Raw genomic sequence first — 13,456 nt, forward strand, 5'->3', positions numbered from 1 at the left:
CCGGGCGGGGTCGGGTCACCAGATCCGGCGCCGCCCGGCCCGGTGGTTGCGTACCTCGCACTGCCGGCCCACGGGTGCGACGGCGCCGCGACGTCGCCGGCTCGCGCCGATCAGCAACAGCAGCAGGACCAGCACGACGGCGGCGCCGCCCAGCACGGGCCACCGGCTGCCGAGGTTCGTCACCGACGCCACCGGCACGCCCGGGTCGGCCGCCGCCGCCACCGCCGACTCGGAGGCGACGGGCCGACTCGCAGCGGTACGCGGAGCAGCCGCCGCGCTCTTCGTCGCGACGGCCTTCGACGCGGTGGCCCTGGCACCACGGAACACCACGTCCGAGCAGGAGTAGTAGGTGTCCGGGGTGCTGGAGTTCTGCCAGATCGTGTAGATCAGGTGCCGACCGTCGCGGCCCGCCGGCAGCCGACCCGCCAACTGGTACGCCCCTGCCCGCACCGGCGGGTCCTTCATCGTCAGAAACGGGCGCGCTTCCAGATCCGCCCAGGTCAACGGTGCACGCGGGTCGTAATCGGGCTTGGTGACGTAAAGCCGGAAGGTGCCCCGGTGCTCGATCGTGGTCCGGTACGTGAAGGTGAACTTCGCGCCGGTGGTCAACTCGGTGCTCGGCCAGTCGGTCCGGGGCAGATCCAGCCCCCGGTACGCGGACAGCCCACCGCTGCACAACTCACCGTCCGGGATCCGTTCCCGGTCCCGACCGTTGATCGCCGCGACGCGCACGTTGTCCCATTCGCGTACCGCCGCACCCGCCTGGACCGCCGCCCGGCAGGCGCTGGTGGCCGCGTACCGGCCCTCGGGCCCGCAGGCGGCCGCCCGACTGACCGGGTTGGTCGGGGCGCCGTGCGCGGCGGCGGGCGTGGCTGCCAGCGGCACTGTCGCGGCAGCGACCAGCACCATGGCGAAGAGCCGGCGTACGGGCATGAGGATGACCTCCACCCACTGGTACGGCCAGCGGGCGGCAAAGGTTCGACGGCTGGCCGGCGGGAATCCGGCGGGTGGGTGCGGCGTTTCGATACTCGGAACCGCTTGCACCGAGGAGGCAGACATGAAGGTACGTAGCTCGTTGCGTGCACTGAAGCAGAAGCCGGGTTCGGTGGTGGTCCGCCGTCGCGGCCGGGTGGTCGTGGTGAACCGCGCCAACCCGCAGTGGAAGAGCCGCCAGGGCTGATCCAGCCCGCACCGCACATACAGTCGACAAACGCCCTGACCGGGTCATCCGGTCAGGGCGTTTCGCGTGTCGGTGCAGCGGCGGCGCATCGACTAGGGTGCTTTCCGAAAGATCGGCCCCAGGAGGAGGAACCGTGTTCATCGTGGAGCTGTCCTTCGGCGAGGAACCCGACCGACTCGCGGCCCGGCCGGCGCACCGGGAGCGTCTCCAGGCTCTGCGCCAGGAGGGCCGGTTGGTCATGGCCGGGCCGTTCCCCGACGATTCCGGCGCGGTCCTGATCTTCGACGTCCCGGACGCCGAGGCGCTCGCCGCGACCCTCGCCGAGGACGCTTACTACCGCACGCCCGGTGTGACGATCGTCAGCCAGCGGGAGTGGTCACCGATCCTGCGCTAGGTGCCCACCCAGGCCGGCCGCAACGGAAAACGCCCTGACCGGTTGGTCCCCGGTCAGGGCGTTTCACAAGGGTGGAGCCGAGGGGACTCGAACCCCTGACCCCCACACTGCCAGTGTGGTGCGCTACCAGCTGCGCCACGGCCCCTTGCTGTTGTCCCGGTCGCCCGGGCACTGGGAAACTATACACAGACCGGCCCGCATGGTCATCTCGCGGGGTCCCCGCCGAGCCGGGTCAGTTGAGCGCCACGTCCGGCGGGAAGTGTGCGACCGCGGCCATCATCCCGCCCTGCCGGCGCAGCACCATCGGCCACAGGTCGTCGGGCCGGTCGACGAAGGCGTCACCGGGCAACGCGTCCAGCAGAAACCACGACCCGTCGGCGATCTCCTGCTCCAGCTGGCCGCTGCCCCAGCCGGAATAGCCGGCGAAGACGCGGATGCCGCCGATGCTCTCCCGCAGCCGCTCCGGGTCGACCGAGAGGTCGATCGTGCCGACCGCCCCGGAGACCTGGTGGAAGCCCTTCAGCCGGCGCATCGGGTGCCGCATGCGAGCCAGGCAGATGGCCGAGTCGGGCTGCACCGGGCCGCCCTCGAAGAGCACCGCCGGGTGCCGGGCCAGGTCACTCCAGTCGCCGAGCACCTCGGCCACCGGCACCTCGGTGGCACGGTTCAACACCACGCCGAGAGCACCGCCCGGCTCGTGGGCGACCAGCAGCACCACCGTACGGTCGAAGTTCGGGTCCTTGAGCGCCGGAGTCGCGACCAGCAGCCGCCCGGTCATCGACTCCATGGCTCGTCCGCCGATCGCCTGGCCCTCTCCCTGCATCCCACACACCCGTCAACCGTGAGCCCGCGCCGGGGATCGGTCATCTGCCGGATCCGCCCGGTGCGCCGGGATCAGCCGCGCTGTCAACGCCATGCCTGGCACCATAGCCTGCGTCCCGGGTGCTGGCTAAGGTCTGAACGGCGGGTGATCGGACAGTTGAGACGGACTGTCGATGACCCGACGGTGAACCTCCTGGTGATCGAAGGATCCGGACCACCCACGGCGGGGAAACGCCCGAAAGGTCCGTCACATCCCGATAGATTCGGCTGATCGGGAGGGCGACCGTGATCGTCCCTGCCCGCGACACGGAGGCGGGTGGCGATGGCAACGGTCCGGGACGCGACGTACGACGTGCTCCGCACCCTCGGCATGACCACGGTCTTCGGCAACCCCGGCTCCACCGAGGAGCCCTTCCTGCGGGACTTCCCCGCCGACTTCCACTACGTCCACGCGCTGCACGAGGCGACAGCGGTGGCGATGGCCGACGGGTACGCCCAGGCGACCGGGCAACCCGCCCACGTCAACCTGCACACCGCACCGGGCACCGGCAACGGCATGGGCAACCTGGTCACCGCCTGGCACAACAAGACCCCGCTGATCGTCAGCGCCGGCCAGCAGACCCGGGAAATGTTGCTGCTCGAACCCCGCCTGGCCAACCGTCGACCCACCGAGCTTCCCCAGCCGTACGTCAAGTGGGCCTACGAGCCCGCCAGGGCGCAGGACATCCCCGCGGCGGTGCTGCGGGCGTACGCGACGGCGGTGCAGCCACCCGCCGGGCCGGTCTTCCTCTCGCTGCCGATGGACGACTGGGCCCAGACCGCCGACCCGCCGCCCGCCCCGCGCTCGGTGGCCACCCGGTTCGCGCCGGACCCCGAGCGGTTGGACGAGTTCGCCCGGATCCTCGCCGGCAGCCACAACCCGGTGCTCGTGTACGGGCCGGGGGTGGACCGCTCCGGGAGTTGGTCGACGGCGGTCGCCTTGGCCGAGCGGCTGGCCGCACCGGTCTGGTCGGCCCCGGCCACCGAGCGGGCCGTGTTCCCCGAGGACCACCCCCACTTTCGCGGGGTGCTGCCGTACGCGATCGGTCCGCTGGCCGAGGCACTGCGCGGGCACGACACGGTGCTGGTCGTCGGTGCCCCGGTGTTCCGCTACTACCCGTACGTGCCGGGCGACCACCTGCCCGACGGCGCCCGGCTGCTGCACGTCACCGACGACCCCGACGAAGCCGCCCGCGCCCCGGTCGGGGACAGCCTGCTCGGCGACCCGGGGCTGACCCTGGCCGCGCTGGTCGAACGGGTGCCGACGGCCGACCGGCAGCCGCCACCACGGCGGGACGCGCCGGCACCGCCCGAGGTCACCACTCCCCTGAGCGCCGACGCCCTGTTCGCCGCGCTGGCCGCGCACTGGCCGGCGGACGGCGTGCTGGTCCAGGAGTCACCATCCAATCTGTCCGCGCTGCGCCGTCAGCTCAAGATCAGACGCCCGGCGTCGTACTTCACGATGGCCAGCGGGGGCCTCGGCTACGGCCTGCCCGCCGCGATCGGGGTGGCACTCGCCGAGCGGGACACCGGGCGCGGGCGACCCGTGGTGGCGGTGATCGGCGACGGCTCGTTCCACTACTCGGTGCAGGCTCTGTGGACGGCAGCACGCCTCGCCCTGCCGGTGGTGGTGGTCGTCCCGGTCAACCAGCAGTACGCGATCCTCAAGGCGTTCGCCGAGCTGAAGGACACTCCCGGGGTGCCCGGCCTGGACCTGCCCGGGTTGGACATCATCGCGATCGCGGCCGGCTACGGCTGCGCCACCGAGGTGGTGGAGACCCCCGACCATCTCGGCACGGCACTCGCCGCCGGGCTGCGCGCGGACCGACCCACGGTGCTGGCCGTGCCGATCAGCACCGACGTGCCCAGCATCCTCTGAGCCGGGCGGTCAGCGCGAGGCGATCGACAGGGCGGCGCCGGTGGACACGTCCAGCACCGGCCGGGCACCCAGCGGCGCCGCGAGGGTGACGGTGACCGGTTCCATCTTGAGGATGGCGATGCACTCGCCGGTGCTCCGGGTGACACTGCCACCGACCACCACGACGTCCGGCCCTTCCCACACCAGCGGTGTGATCGCGGTGTCGCAGGCACCGACGCCGAGCCGCACGGTCAACCGTGCACCGTCGACCGCCGCGAGGTCCTGAGCGGACACCAGCCCGTCCGGCAACGGCCCGGCGGGCGCGGTGGGCTCGGGCACCCGCTTGACCGCCGTGGGTGCGACGGCGAGCCGGGCCACGGGCGTGGCCAGTTCCTCGACGGTGAACAGCCAGGCCGGGACCTGCGCCTCACCCCGGCTCGTCCGGACCGACACGGCGCCCAGGGTGACCCCGGTGACGGTGAGCGGAAGGCAGGCGGTCTGCGCCGCGCTGGTGGCCCAACCATCCGGCCCCGGTTCGACGGTTGGCCCGCCGGGGGTGGGCAGGCCTGGCCGCTTCGGTCGACCCGGGCAGGGCAGCGGGTCACCCTGGTCAAGCTCCCGGTACGCCTCGGCGGCGCTGACCAACGGCAACGTCAGCCGACCGTCCGGGAACCGGATCTCACCGCCGACCCGGGTCGGCGGAATCGGGACCTGCGCGCGGTACCACCCGGCTCGGAAGGCCACCTCGGTGTCCGGTGTGAAGCGCGGGTCACCGGTCAGCACTGTCGGCCCCTCCAGGGGGACGTACCCCGTACGCCAGTCGGGGCCGGGCTGCCACGCCTCGGCGACCCGGGCGGCCCGCTGGTCGAAGGCTTCGGCACGGTGCGGCGTCGGGTCGCTGGGCCCGTCGGCCGGGCCGGCGCCGGTCTGGGCGCAGCCCGCCACGAGCAACAACGGGAGTACGAGCAGCACTGTCGGTCGACGCATGCCCGGTTCGACGCGCCCGTCGACTCTCCGGTTCCCGGCTCAGGTCTCGCCACCCAGATCCGTCTGGTACGCCTCCCAGAGCAGATTGGCGCCGCGACGCCGATGCCGGGCCAACCTCCGCAGCAGGTGCCCGGCCCAGTGCCGCAGCTCGTCCGGGTGCGTCTCGGGCTGCTCGGCGCTCCGCTGGACCGCCAGGATCGCGGCGACGATCGCCGCGTGCTCCCGGATCAGCAGCCGCACCCCGTGGTGAAGCCGCGGCGACTGGGTGAGCAACTCCCGGTAGAGCCCGGCGGGGCCTTCGGTGATCCGGACGTGCTCGGCGAAGCCCTGCCCCACCGGACGCAGGCGCAGCAGGACCTCGTCGCGCCAGCAGGGGCCGATGGCGGCGACGGCCCGCCCCAGCGCGTGCACGTCTCCGGCGAGCCCGGCCGGGCGCGGCTCACCGGGCAGCCCGACAGAAGGTGGCTCACCCGGCAGCCCGACGGTGGGTGGCTCGACGGGATGACCGGCGGGATCTGGCTCGGCGGGGTGACCGGCGCGCGGCCGGACGACGAGTGACGGCTGCTGGACCGGACCGGTGACCATGGCACCTCCCGCGCGGCGCGCTGCTATCCCATACCGCGATGGTGAGCCTGCCCGGCCCACCGTGTCCAGGGCCGCAGAACGGCTCATCTGCCCCTTTCACCCCATCGGCCTCACCGGCACCACTGGTGGGCTCCGAGACTCCACAGGCGTCCCTGGGAGGGGACAGGCCAGCTACTCAGCCAACGGGTGCGCGGTGAGACGGCGCAGTTGGTCGGCGACGGTGTGCGCGTCGTCGCGCCCGTCGACCGGACGGCCCGTCGTGATCGCGTCCGCCAACGCCCGCAGCTCGGGCGGGGGCAGGCTGCCCAGGCCCATGCCGCGCAGCGGGATGGTGACCCGCCGGTTGCTCGCCCGGTCGGTGGCGACGATGGCCCGCAGCCGCTGTCCGATCATCGGGGTGTCGTCCTCCCCCGTCCCGCGATACGACAGCTTCGCGGTGTCGATCCGTGCGGTGGCGAGGTCGACGGTGCGGGTGGTGAACGCCCCCCGCACCCGGGCCCGGCTGCCCTCCAGCCAGGCGGCCGTGCGGAGCACCCGCAGCACGAGGTAGACGCCGAGCAGCAGGAACGGCAGACCGCACAGCCCGATGACCGGTACGGAGTTGGACTCCGCGCCGGCACCGGAGTCCCGCAGAGCGGGCGGCAGCATTCCCGGCGGGAGATCGCGGGCCTCCTCGTAGGAGGCGAACGCGTCCCCTGGGCCGGTCAGCCGACGGAGCAGCCCGCCCGCGATCAGGGGCAGCGCCACGAACGCGGCACCGATGGTCGCGACGAAGACGCCGGACAGCACCGCCACGGTGCGCTGACCGGGTGACGCGCCGACCGACAGGCGCAGCTCCTGGTTGGTCACAGGAGGCAGCGTAGAACGCCCCTCGACACAACGAAGCGCCCCGGCCGGTGGGCCGGGGCGCTTCGCTTCGAGGTGGTGGAGGTGCCGGGAATCGAACCCGGGTCCTTCGCCGGTTTGTCAGGGCTTCTCCGAGCGCAGCTCGCTGTGCCTCTACTCGGCCCCACCGCTCACGCGAGCAAGTTGGTGTGACGGGCCCAGTCGCTGATTAATCTCGCCGCACGGACCCCGCGACCGGGTCCGATTGGCCAGCCTCCTAGCTGATGCCGGCTACTGGGACGAAGGCGTTCCCAGGCCGACAGACTTAGCTACTCGCCTCAGGCGGCGAGAGCGAAGTCAGCGCGATTTTGCTTGGCGCTTATAAGTTTCCGACGACCGATTCTCGAGACGACGTCGGCTTCCTCGGCTCGCTTCCCCTGTCGCTGCGTACGAAGTCGAAACCAGTCACCCCCTCGACAGGCCACCGATGTGGCGGCACTGACAAGACTAACGCCTGCCGCAACCGCTTTCATCCCGAGGCCCGGGCCGGCGCGCCAGCCCGGACAAACGGGATGAATCAGTCGTCCATCCCCTTACCTCGCCGGCCGGACACCCGGGCGATCTCCCGGTCCGCGTCCCTCTTGGCGAGGTCCTGACGCTTGTCGTACGACTTCTTGCCCTTGGCCAGCGCAATCTCGACCTTGGCCCAGCCGTCGGAGAAGTAGACCTGCAACGGGACGATCGTCAGACCGCCCTCGCGGGTCTTGCCGAGAAGCTTGTCGAGCTCGCCCCGGTTGAGCAGCAGCTTGCGCGTACGCCGGGGCTCGTGGTTGGTCCACGTGCCCTGGGTGTATTCCGGGATGTGCATGGAGTGCAGGAACAACTCGTTGTCGCGCTCCTGTGCGAACGCGTCGACCAGCGACGCGCGCCCGGCCCGCAGCGACTTGACCTCGGTGCCGGTCAGCGCCATGCCCGCCTCGTACGTGTCGAGGATCGCGTAGTCGTGGCGCGCCTTCTTGTTGGAGGCGACCACCTTGCGCCCCTTTTCCCGTGGCATCGGTGCCACCCCCTCTCCGCCGTCGCCCGTGGCCGGGCTCACCCCGGCCGGACAACCGATCATGCTACCCGAATCACAAGGACCCTCCCGCGCCGTTTATTTCCGGCTGCGGGAGGGTCCTCGGGAGACGACGGGACGACCCGTCCGGTACCTAGACCCGCAGGTAGAAGCGCAGGGTGATCCAGGCGGTGCCCGCGCTGACCAGACCACCGACGCCGGCCATCAGCGGGAAGATGAACAGGATGTCGCCCCAGCTGATCGGCGAGAGCAGACCCTGCAACGCGCTCAACGACCCGTCGAAGAGCAGATACTTCGCCGCGACCAGGGCGACCAGACCGAGCAGCGAGCCGATCAGGCCGGCCACCACCGCCTCCAGCACGAACGGCGCCTGGATGAACCAGTTGGACGCACCGACAAGCTTCATGACCGCGACCTCACGTCGCTTGCTGTACGCCGCCACCTGAATGGTGTTCGCGACCAGCAGCAGGGCGGCGATCGCCATCACGATGGCGGCGGCCAGCGCGATGTTCTGGATCGACGTGAGGATGTTGAAGATCTTGTCGAGGAGTTTGCTCTGGTCGACGATCTCGTCGACGCCGTCGGTCTCCTTGTACTGGTCGTAGATGTCGCGGTACTGCTCCGGGTTGTTCAGCGTGATCCGGAAGGACTCGGGCAGCTGGTCCGGCTTGACCGCGTTCACCAGGTCCGGCGCGTCCTGGTACATCGTCTTGAAGCGCTCGTACGCCTGGGCCTTGTCGACGTAGATGACCTCCTTGACCAGGGGGTCACCCTCCAACTTGCCCTTCAGCTCGGTGCGCTGCGGCTCGCTCACCTCCTGGTTCAGGAAGATCGCGACCTGGATGTTCTTGAAGTAGAGGTCCTTCATGTCGTCGACCTGGCGGTACATCAGACCGCTGGCGCCGAGCATGGTCAGCGAGACCGCCATCGTGATGATCATCGCGATGGACATGGTCACGTTGCGCCACAGTCCGACCAATACCTCGGACAGGACGTATTTCACGCGCATCGGGGGTTCCTCCGGGTCTCCGGCATGAGGTGTTCGTCGTCAGGCTGCGCAGGGGTGGAGCGCCGGCTCACCCGTAAACGCCGCGAGCCTGGTCACGGACGATGCGACCGCTCTCGATCTCGACGACGCGGCGGCGCATCTGATTCACGATGTTGGAGTCGTGGGTGACCATCACGACGGTCGTGCCGGTGCGGTTGATCCGGTCCAGCAGACGCATGATCTCGATCGAGGTGTCCGGGTCCAGGTTTCCGGTGGGCTCGTCCGCCAGCAGGATCAGCGGACGGTTCACGAACGCCCGGGCGACGGCGACCCGCTGCTGCTCACCACCGGAGAGCTCGTGCGGGTAGCGGTGCTCCTTGCCACCGAGCCCGACCAGCTCCAGCACCTCCGGCACGACCCGGCGGGCAACCGCCTTCGTCTTGCCGATCACCTCGAGGGCGAACGCCACGTTCTCGTACGCGGTGCGGTTCGGCAGCAGCCGGAAGTCCTGGAAGACACAGCCGATCGAGCGTCGGAAGTGGGGTCGCTTCCAGGAACGCATCGACGTGACGTCCTTGCCGTTGACCACGACGCGGCCCTTGTTGGGGGCCACCTCGTGCAGCAGCATCTTGATGATTGTGGACTTGCCGGAGCCGGATGGACCGATGAAGAAGACGAACTCGCCCTTCTCGATCGAGACGGACACGTTGTCGAGCGAAGGCCGGGACGCCTTCGGGTACGTCTTCGTCACTTGCTCAAGCTGAATCACGGGTGGTGAGTCTACGCGGTGTAACAACTGAGCCAAGCCCCACGCCCCGCCGATCCGCCACGAGTCGTCGAATCAGGCCTCTACCTGGAGATCGATGACGCGCTCCGCCCGCGAGCCGTCACGCACCGTCGTTGGCGAGTTGACGCTGCTTGCGCCAACGGATGCCGGCCTCGATGAATTCGTCGAGGTCGCCGTCGAAGACCCCGCTCGGATTGCCGGTCTCCTGCTCAGTTCGGAGATCCTTCACCATCTGATACGGGTGCAGGACGTAGGAGCGCATCTGGTCGCCCCACGAGCTGGTGCCGCCGCTCTTGAGGCCGGCCATCTTCTCTTCCTCCTCCTGGCGCTTGCGCTCCAGGAGCCGGGCCTGGAGCACCCGCAGCGCGGAGGCCTTGTTCTGCAACTGGGACTTCTCGTTCTGGCAGGTCACCACGATGCCGGTCGGGATGTGGGTCAGCCGGACCGCCGAGTCGGTGGTGTTGACGCTCTGCCCACCGGGGCCGGAGGAGCGGTAGACGTCGACGCGTACCTCGTTCTCCGGGATGTCGATGTGGTCGGTCTGCTCGGTGACCGGCAGGACCTCGACGCCCGCGAAGCTGGTCTGCCGACGGCCCTGGTTGTCGAACGGACTGATCCGGACCAGCCGGTGGGTGCCCGACTCGACGCTGAGCGTGCCGTAGGCGTACGGCACCTTCACCGCGAAGGTGGCCGACTTCAGGCCCGCCTCCTCGGCGTACGAGGTCTCGTAGACCTCGGTCGGGTAGCCGTGCCGCTCCGCCCAGCGCAGGTACATCCGCAGCAGCATCTCGGCGAAGTCCGCCGCGTCCACGCCACCGGCGCCGGCCCGGATGGCGACCAGCGCCTCCCGGGAGTCGTACTCGCCGGAGAGCAGGGTGCGGACCTCCATCTCCTGGATGGCCTTGGTCAGCCCGGTGATCTCACCCTCGACCTCGGTGAGCACACCCGGGTCGGATTCGGCCTCGGCCAGCTCCAGCAGCACCCGGGCGTCGTCGAGCTGGGAACGCAGACTGCCCAGCTTGCTGATCTCGCCGTTGACGTACGACAGCTGTGAGGTCACCTGCTGAGCCTTGGCCTGGTCGTCCCAGAGGTCGGGGGCGGACGCCTCCTGCTCAAGGCGGGCCTTGTCCTCGTGGAGGCGGTCTAGGTTGAGGACGGCCTCGATGTTTCGCAGGGTCGCGTCGAGTTCCTTGAGCTGTTCGGCGTAATCGGCAGCGGTCACGACAGATAAGCGTACTGCGCGGGCGAGGAGTGAGCTTGCGAGCCCCGCAGGCCGACGCCAAATTGACGCTGCGCCATTGCAGGCTGCTCAGCTCGTTGCCGGTGGGCGAACCCGCCCGGCGTCACCCGACGGGGGCGGTCTTCAACCACGACAGGGCGGCCCGGTGGTAGGCGACGGCGAACTCCAGCGCGCTGGCGTCGTACGTCTCGCCGTCCCGTTTGGCGTTCTTGACCTGTTCCCGGACCTGGGCGAGGGCCTCGGTGTGGTATTCGTTGGCCGAGGCGTACAGGCCCTTCAGTTGACTGGCCGAGTGCAGGTTGCCGAACGCCATCCGCAGCGCGATCGGGTTGCGGATGGTGTCCCGCCCCGGGTTCTCCGCCAGCCAGCGGGAAAACGTCCGTTTCCCACTGGCGGTGAGTGAATACGGCTGGCTCATCCGCGGCCCCGGCTTACCGAGACGCACGAAACCCCGCTCGGCCAGCACCGGCAATTCGCGGTAGACCTGGCTGCGGGTCATCGACCAGTACGGCGCCAGACGGCGCTCAGCGGCGGCCATCAACTGACCGCCTGTCATCGGGCCCTCGTGGAGGAGCCCGAGCAGGGCCGCCGCCGTAGGGTTGACTCCGGAATCCGCCATGCCCACTACGCTGCCACTTTGCGCACGCGGCGTCCAGGATTTGCCAGTTTGCCACCCAACAGGACTTCCTAAGTGCACTGTCGGCGACAGACTGTCCGTTGAGGACTTTCGATGGATCAGGACCCTGGGCCGACCCACCGGCGGCTCCGCGCACCGCCGGCGGGTCGTCGCCGCAGGGTCAGCCCATGTGGGGGTACGTGTGGTCGGTCGGCGGCACGAAGGTCTCCTTGATCGTCCGCGGCGACACCCAGCGGACCAGGTTGAGCCAGGAGCCCGCCTTGTCGTTGGTGCCGCTGGCCCGGGCGCCGCCGAAGGGCTGCTGCCCGACCACCGCGCCGGTCGGCTTGTCGTTGATGTAGAAGTTGCCGGCCGCGTACCGCATGCGCTCGGCGACCGCGTCGACCACCCGGCGGTCGGTGGCGAACACCGAGCCGGTCAGCGCGTACGGGGCGATCGACTCGGCCTGCGCCACCACGTCGTCGAAGCGGGCGTCGTCGAACACGTGCACGCCCAGGATCGGCCCGAAGTATTCGGTGGTGAAGGTCTCGTGGGCGGCGTCGCCGCACTCGAAGAGCGTCGGCCGGACGAAGTAGCCGACCGAGTCGTCGGCGGTGCCACCGGCCAGCACCCGGCAGGAGTCGTCACCGGCGATCAGCTCCAGCGCCGCGGTGTGCCGGGCGAAGGCCTTGTCGTCGATCACCGCGCCGCCGAAGTTGCTGAAGTCGGCCACGTCGCCGTAGGTCAGCGAGTCGGTGGTGGCGGCCAGCCGGTCGCGCAGGCCACCCTCCCAGATCGAACGCGGCACGTACGCCCGCGAGGCCGCCGAGCACTTCTGACCCTGGTATTCGTAGGCGCCGCGGATCAGCGCGGTGTGCAGGGCGTCCACGTCGGCACTGGTGTGCGCGACCACGAAGTCCTTGCCGCCGGTCTCGCCGACGAGGCGCGGGTAGCCCCGGTAACGGGCGATGTTGTCGCCGACGGTCCGCCACAACTGCTGGAAGACCTTGGTCGAGCCGGTGAAGTGGATGCCGGCCAGGTCCGGGTCGGCGAGCACGACGTCGGACACCTCCTCGCCCCGACCGGTGACCATGTTGATCACGCCGGGCGGCAGGCCGGCGGCCTCGAACAGCCGCATGGTGAAGTGCGCGGCGAACTGCTGGGTCGGGCCCGGCTTCCAGATCACCGTGTTGCCCAGCAGGGCCGGCGCCGACGGCAAGTTGCCCGCGATGGCGGTGAAGTTGAACGGGGTGACCGCGTAGACGAAGCCCTCGAGCGGGCGGTGGTCGAACCGGTTCCAGACCCCCGGCGAGGACGCGGGCTGCTCTTCCAGCAGGCGGCGGGCGAAGTGCACGTTGAACCGGAGGAAGTCGATGAACTCGCAGGCGGCGTCGATCTCCGCCTGGATCGCGGTCTTGGACTGGCCCAGCATGGTGGCGGCGTTGAGCGTGTCGCGCCACGGCCCGGCGAGCAGCTCGGCGGCGCGCAGGAAGATCGCGGCGCGCTCCTCGAACGGCAGCGCCCGCCACATCGGGGCGGCGTCCTTGGCCGCCTTGATCGCGGCGTGGGCGTCGTCGTGGGTGGCGTGCCCGGTCACACCCAGCACGTGCGCGTGCCGGTGCGGCTGCACCACGTCGATCGAGTCACCGGCAGCCATCCGCTGCTCGCCACCGATGGTCATCGGCAGGTCGATGCGCTCGGCGGCGAGCTCGGTCAGCCGCCGCTGGAGCCGGTCCCGGTCGGGGCTGCCCGGCTCGTAGTTGCGAACCGGCTCGTTGCGCGGCTCGGGAACGGAGAACACGGCATCCATCAAGGCTCCTGGCGATCTCGACAGCAGTGGCGAAACCGGACCCGCAGGCACCGACCGGACGGCCGGACACCGGACGCTACCCGGGAGGGCCGAGCAGCGGCGGGACCTCCCGTGATTCTCCCACGAAGGGCTGCACGCCCCACTTCCGCCACCGCCCCCGCCAAGGACCGACCCACCCCTCCTCCCCTTACCGATCGAGCTCGATCCGACGACCCGCCCGTACGCCGGCAGCCCTTCACCCACCCGCCGA

At 70.3% G+C, this 13,456-nt stretch carries 14 protein-coding genes, 1 tRNA gene and 1 other RNA gene; 3 read left to right on the forward strand and 13 right to left on the reverse strand.

The window, feature by feature from the left end; genetic code table 11:
• Positions 1-15: 15 nt before the first annotated feature.
• On the reverse strand, positions 16-933 hold the full coding sequence (locus KBX46_RS16705) for a lytic polysaccharide monooxygenase (RefSeq protein WP_210793171.1): 918 nt from the start codon (positions 931-933) through the stop codon (positions 16-18).
• A 124-nt stretch (positions 934-1,057) separates the two neighbouring features.
• On the opposite strand from KBX46_RS16705, the gene KBX46_RS16710 reads away from it, so the two are divergent.
• Together KBX46_RS16710 and KBX46_RS16715 are read left to right on the forward strand one after the other, a co-directional pair.
• A complete protein-coding gene (locus KBX46_RS16710) occupies positions 1,058-1,180 on the forward strand; it encodes a 50S ribosomal protein L36 (protein WP_030490864.1) in 123 nt (40 codons plus the stop codon).
• A gap of 133 nt (positions 1,181-1,313) precedes the next feature.
• Positions 1,314-1,574, forward strand: a complete 261-nt coding sequence (locus KBX46_RS16715) for a YciI family protein (RefSeq protein WP_210793172.1) — start codon at positions 1,314-1,316, stop codon at positions 1,572-1,574.
• Between the two features lie 72 nt (positions 1,575-1,646).
• On the opposite strand, the gene KBX46_RS16720 is transcribed toward KBX46_RS16715, so the two are convergent.
• Together KBX46_RS16720 and KBX46_RS16725 are read right to left on the reverse strand one after the other, a co-directional pair.
• Positions 1,647-1,719, reverse strand: a tRNA-Ala gene (locus KBX46_RS16720).
• Positions 1,720-1,806: 87 nt separating this feature from the next.
• The gene (locus KBX46_RS16725) at positions 1,807-2,397 is read right to left on the reverse strand and encodes a YqgE/AlgH family protein (RefSeq protein ID WP_088946335.1); all 591 of its coding nucleotides are present in this window, start codon (positions 2,395-2,397) and stop codon (positions 1,807-1,809) included.
• Between the two features lie 321 nt (positions 2,398-2,718).
• On the opposite strand from KBX46_RS16725, the gene mdlC reads away from it, so the two are divergent.
• Positions 2,719-4,314: a benzoylformate decarboxylase gene (gene mdlC / locus KBX46_RS16730; protein ID WP_210793173.1), complete on the forward strand. Its 1,596-nt coding sequence runs from the start codon at positions 2,719-2,721 to the stop codon at positions 4,312-4,314.
• Positions 4,315-4,323: 9 nt separating this feature from the next.
• On the opposite strand, the gene KBX46_RS16735 is transcribed toward mdlC, so the two are convergent.
• The 10 genes from KBX46_RS16735 to pruA form a co-directional block, all read right to left on the reverse strand.
• The gene (locus KBX46_RS16735; RefSeq protein ID WP_210793174.1) at positions 4,324-5,280 is read right to left on the reverse strand and encodes a hypothetical protein; all 957 of its coding nucleotides are present in this window, start codon (positions 5,278-5,280) and stop codon (positions 4,324-4,326) included.
• 39 nt (positions 5,281-5,319) lie between these two features.
• Positions 5,320-5,865 carry a hypothetical protein gene (locus KBX46_RS16740; protein ID WP_247667664.1) on the reverse strand — a complete coding sequence of 182 codons (546 nt, stop codon included), beginning with the start codon at positions 5,863-5,865 and terminating at the stop codon, positions 5,320-5,322.
• Positions 5,866-6,036: 171 nt separating this feature from the next.
• Positions 6,037-6,714: a hypothetical protein gene (locus tag KBX46_RS16745; RefSeq protein WP_210793175.1), complete on the reverse strand. Its 678-nt coding sequence runs from the start codon at positions 6,712-6,714 to the stop codon at positions 6,037-6,039.
• A gap of 73 nt (positions 6,715-6,787) precedes the next feature.
• Positions 6,788-7,163: a transfer-messenger RNA gene (gene ssrA / locus KBX46_RS16750) on the reverse strand.
• Between the two features lie 104 nt (positions 7,164-7,267).
• Positions 7,268-7,747, reverse strand: a complete 480-nt coding sequence (gene smpB, locus KBX46_RS16755) for an SsrA-binding protein SmpB (RefSeq protein WP_007455863.1) — start codon at positions 7,745-7,747, stop codon at positions 7,268-7,270.
• Between the two features lie 151 nt (positions 7,748-7,898).
• Positions 7,899-8,774, reverse strand: coding sequence for a permease-like cell division protein FtsX (gene ftsX / locus KBX46_RS16760; protein ID WP_099850736.1), 876 nt, complete (start codon positions 8,772-8,774; stop codon positions 7,899-7,901).
• Between the two features lie 67 nt (positions 8,775-8,841).
• Complete coding sequence (gene ftsE, locus KBX46_RS16765) at positions 8,842-9,522, reverse strand: cell division ATP-binding protein FtsE (RefSeq protein ID WP_030331491.1); 681 nt, start codon at positions 9,520-9,522, stop codon at positions 8,842-8,844.
• A gap of 118 nt (positions 9,523-9,640) precedes the next feature.
• Positions 9,641-10,762, reverse strand: coding sequence for a peptide chain release factor 2 (gene prfB / locus KBX46_RS16770; RefSeq protein WP_088946330.1), 1,122 nt, complete (start codon positions 10,760-10,762; stop codon positions 9,641-9,643).
• 121 nt (positions 10,763-10,883) lie between these two features.
• Positions 10,884-11,399: a PadR family transcriptional regulator gene (locus tag KBX46_RS16775; protein WP_088946329.1), complete on the reverse strand. Its 516-nt coding sequence runs from the start codon at positions 11,397-11,399 to the stop codon at positions 10,884-10,886.
• Between the two features lie 178 nt (positions 11,400-11,577).
• Complete coding sequence (gene pruA, locus KBX46_RS16780; RefSeq protein WP_210793176.1) at positions 11,578-13,206, reverse strand: L-glutamate gamma-semialdehyde dehydrogenase; 1,629 nt, start codon at positions 13,204-13,206, stop codon at positions 11,578-11,580.
• Between the last annotated feature and the right edge of the window lie 250 nt (positions 13,207-13,456).

Origin of the sequence: Micromonospora sp. C81 (assembly GCF_018070425.1) — a bacterium.
GTDB lineage: Bacteria > Actinomycetota > Actinomycetes > Mycobacteriales > Micromonosporaceae > Micromonospora > Micromonospora zamorensis.

Coding starts and splice junctions, on each gene's coding strand:
- KBX46_RS16735 (WP_210793174.1), bottom strand. CDS start 5,280: ATGCGTCGACCGACAGTGCTGCTCGTACTCCCGTTGTTGCTCGTGGCG.
- smpB (WP_007455863.1), bottom strand. CDS start 7,747: ATGCCACGGGAAAAGGGGCGCAAGGTGGTCGCCTCCAACAAGAAGGCG.
- KBX46_RS16775 (WP_088946329.1), bottom strand. CDS start 11,399: ATGGCGGATTCCGGAGTCAACCCTACGGCGGCGGCCCTGCTCGGGCTC.
- pruA (WP_210793176.1), bottom strand. CDS start 13,206: ATGGATGCCGTGTTCTCCGTTCCCGAGCCGCGCAACGAGCCGGTTCGC.
- KBX46_RS16705 (WP_210793171.1), bottom strand. CDS start 933: ATGCCCGTACGCCGGCTCTTCGCCATGGTGCTGGTCGCTGCCGCGACA.
- ftsX (WP_099850736.1), bottom strand. CDS start 8,774: ATGCGCGTGAAATACGTCCTGTCCGAGGTATTGGTCGGACTGTGGCGC.
- KBX46_RS16740 (WP_247667664.1), bottom strand. CDS start 5,865: ATGGTCACCGGTCCGGTCCAGCAGCCGTCACTCGTCGTCCGGCCGCGC.
- mdlC (WP_210793173.1), top strand. CDS start 2,719: ATGGCAACGGTCCGGGACGCGACGTACGACGTGCTCCGCACCCTCGGC.
- KBX46_RS16725 (WP_088946335.1), bottom strand. CDS start 2,397: ATGCAGGGAGAGGGCCAGGCGATCGGCGGACGAGCCATGGAGTCGATG.
- KBX46_RS16710 (WP_030490864.1), top strand. CDS start 1,058: ATGAAGGTACGTAGCTCGTTGCGTGCACTGAAGCAGAAGCCGGGTTCG.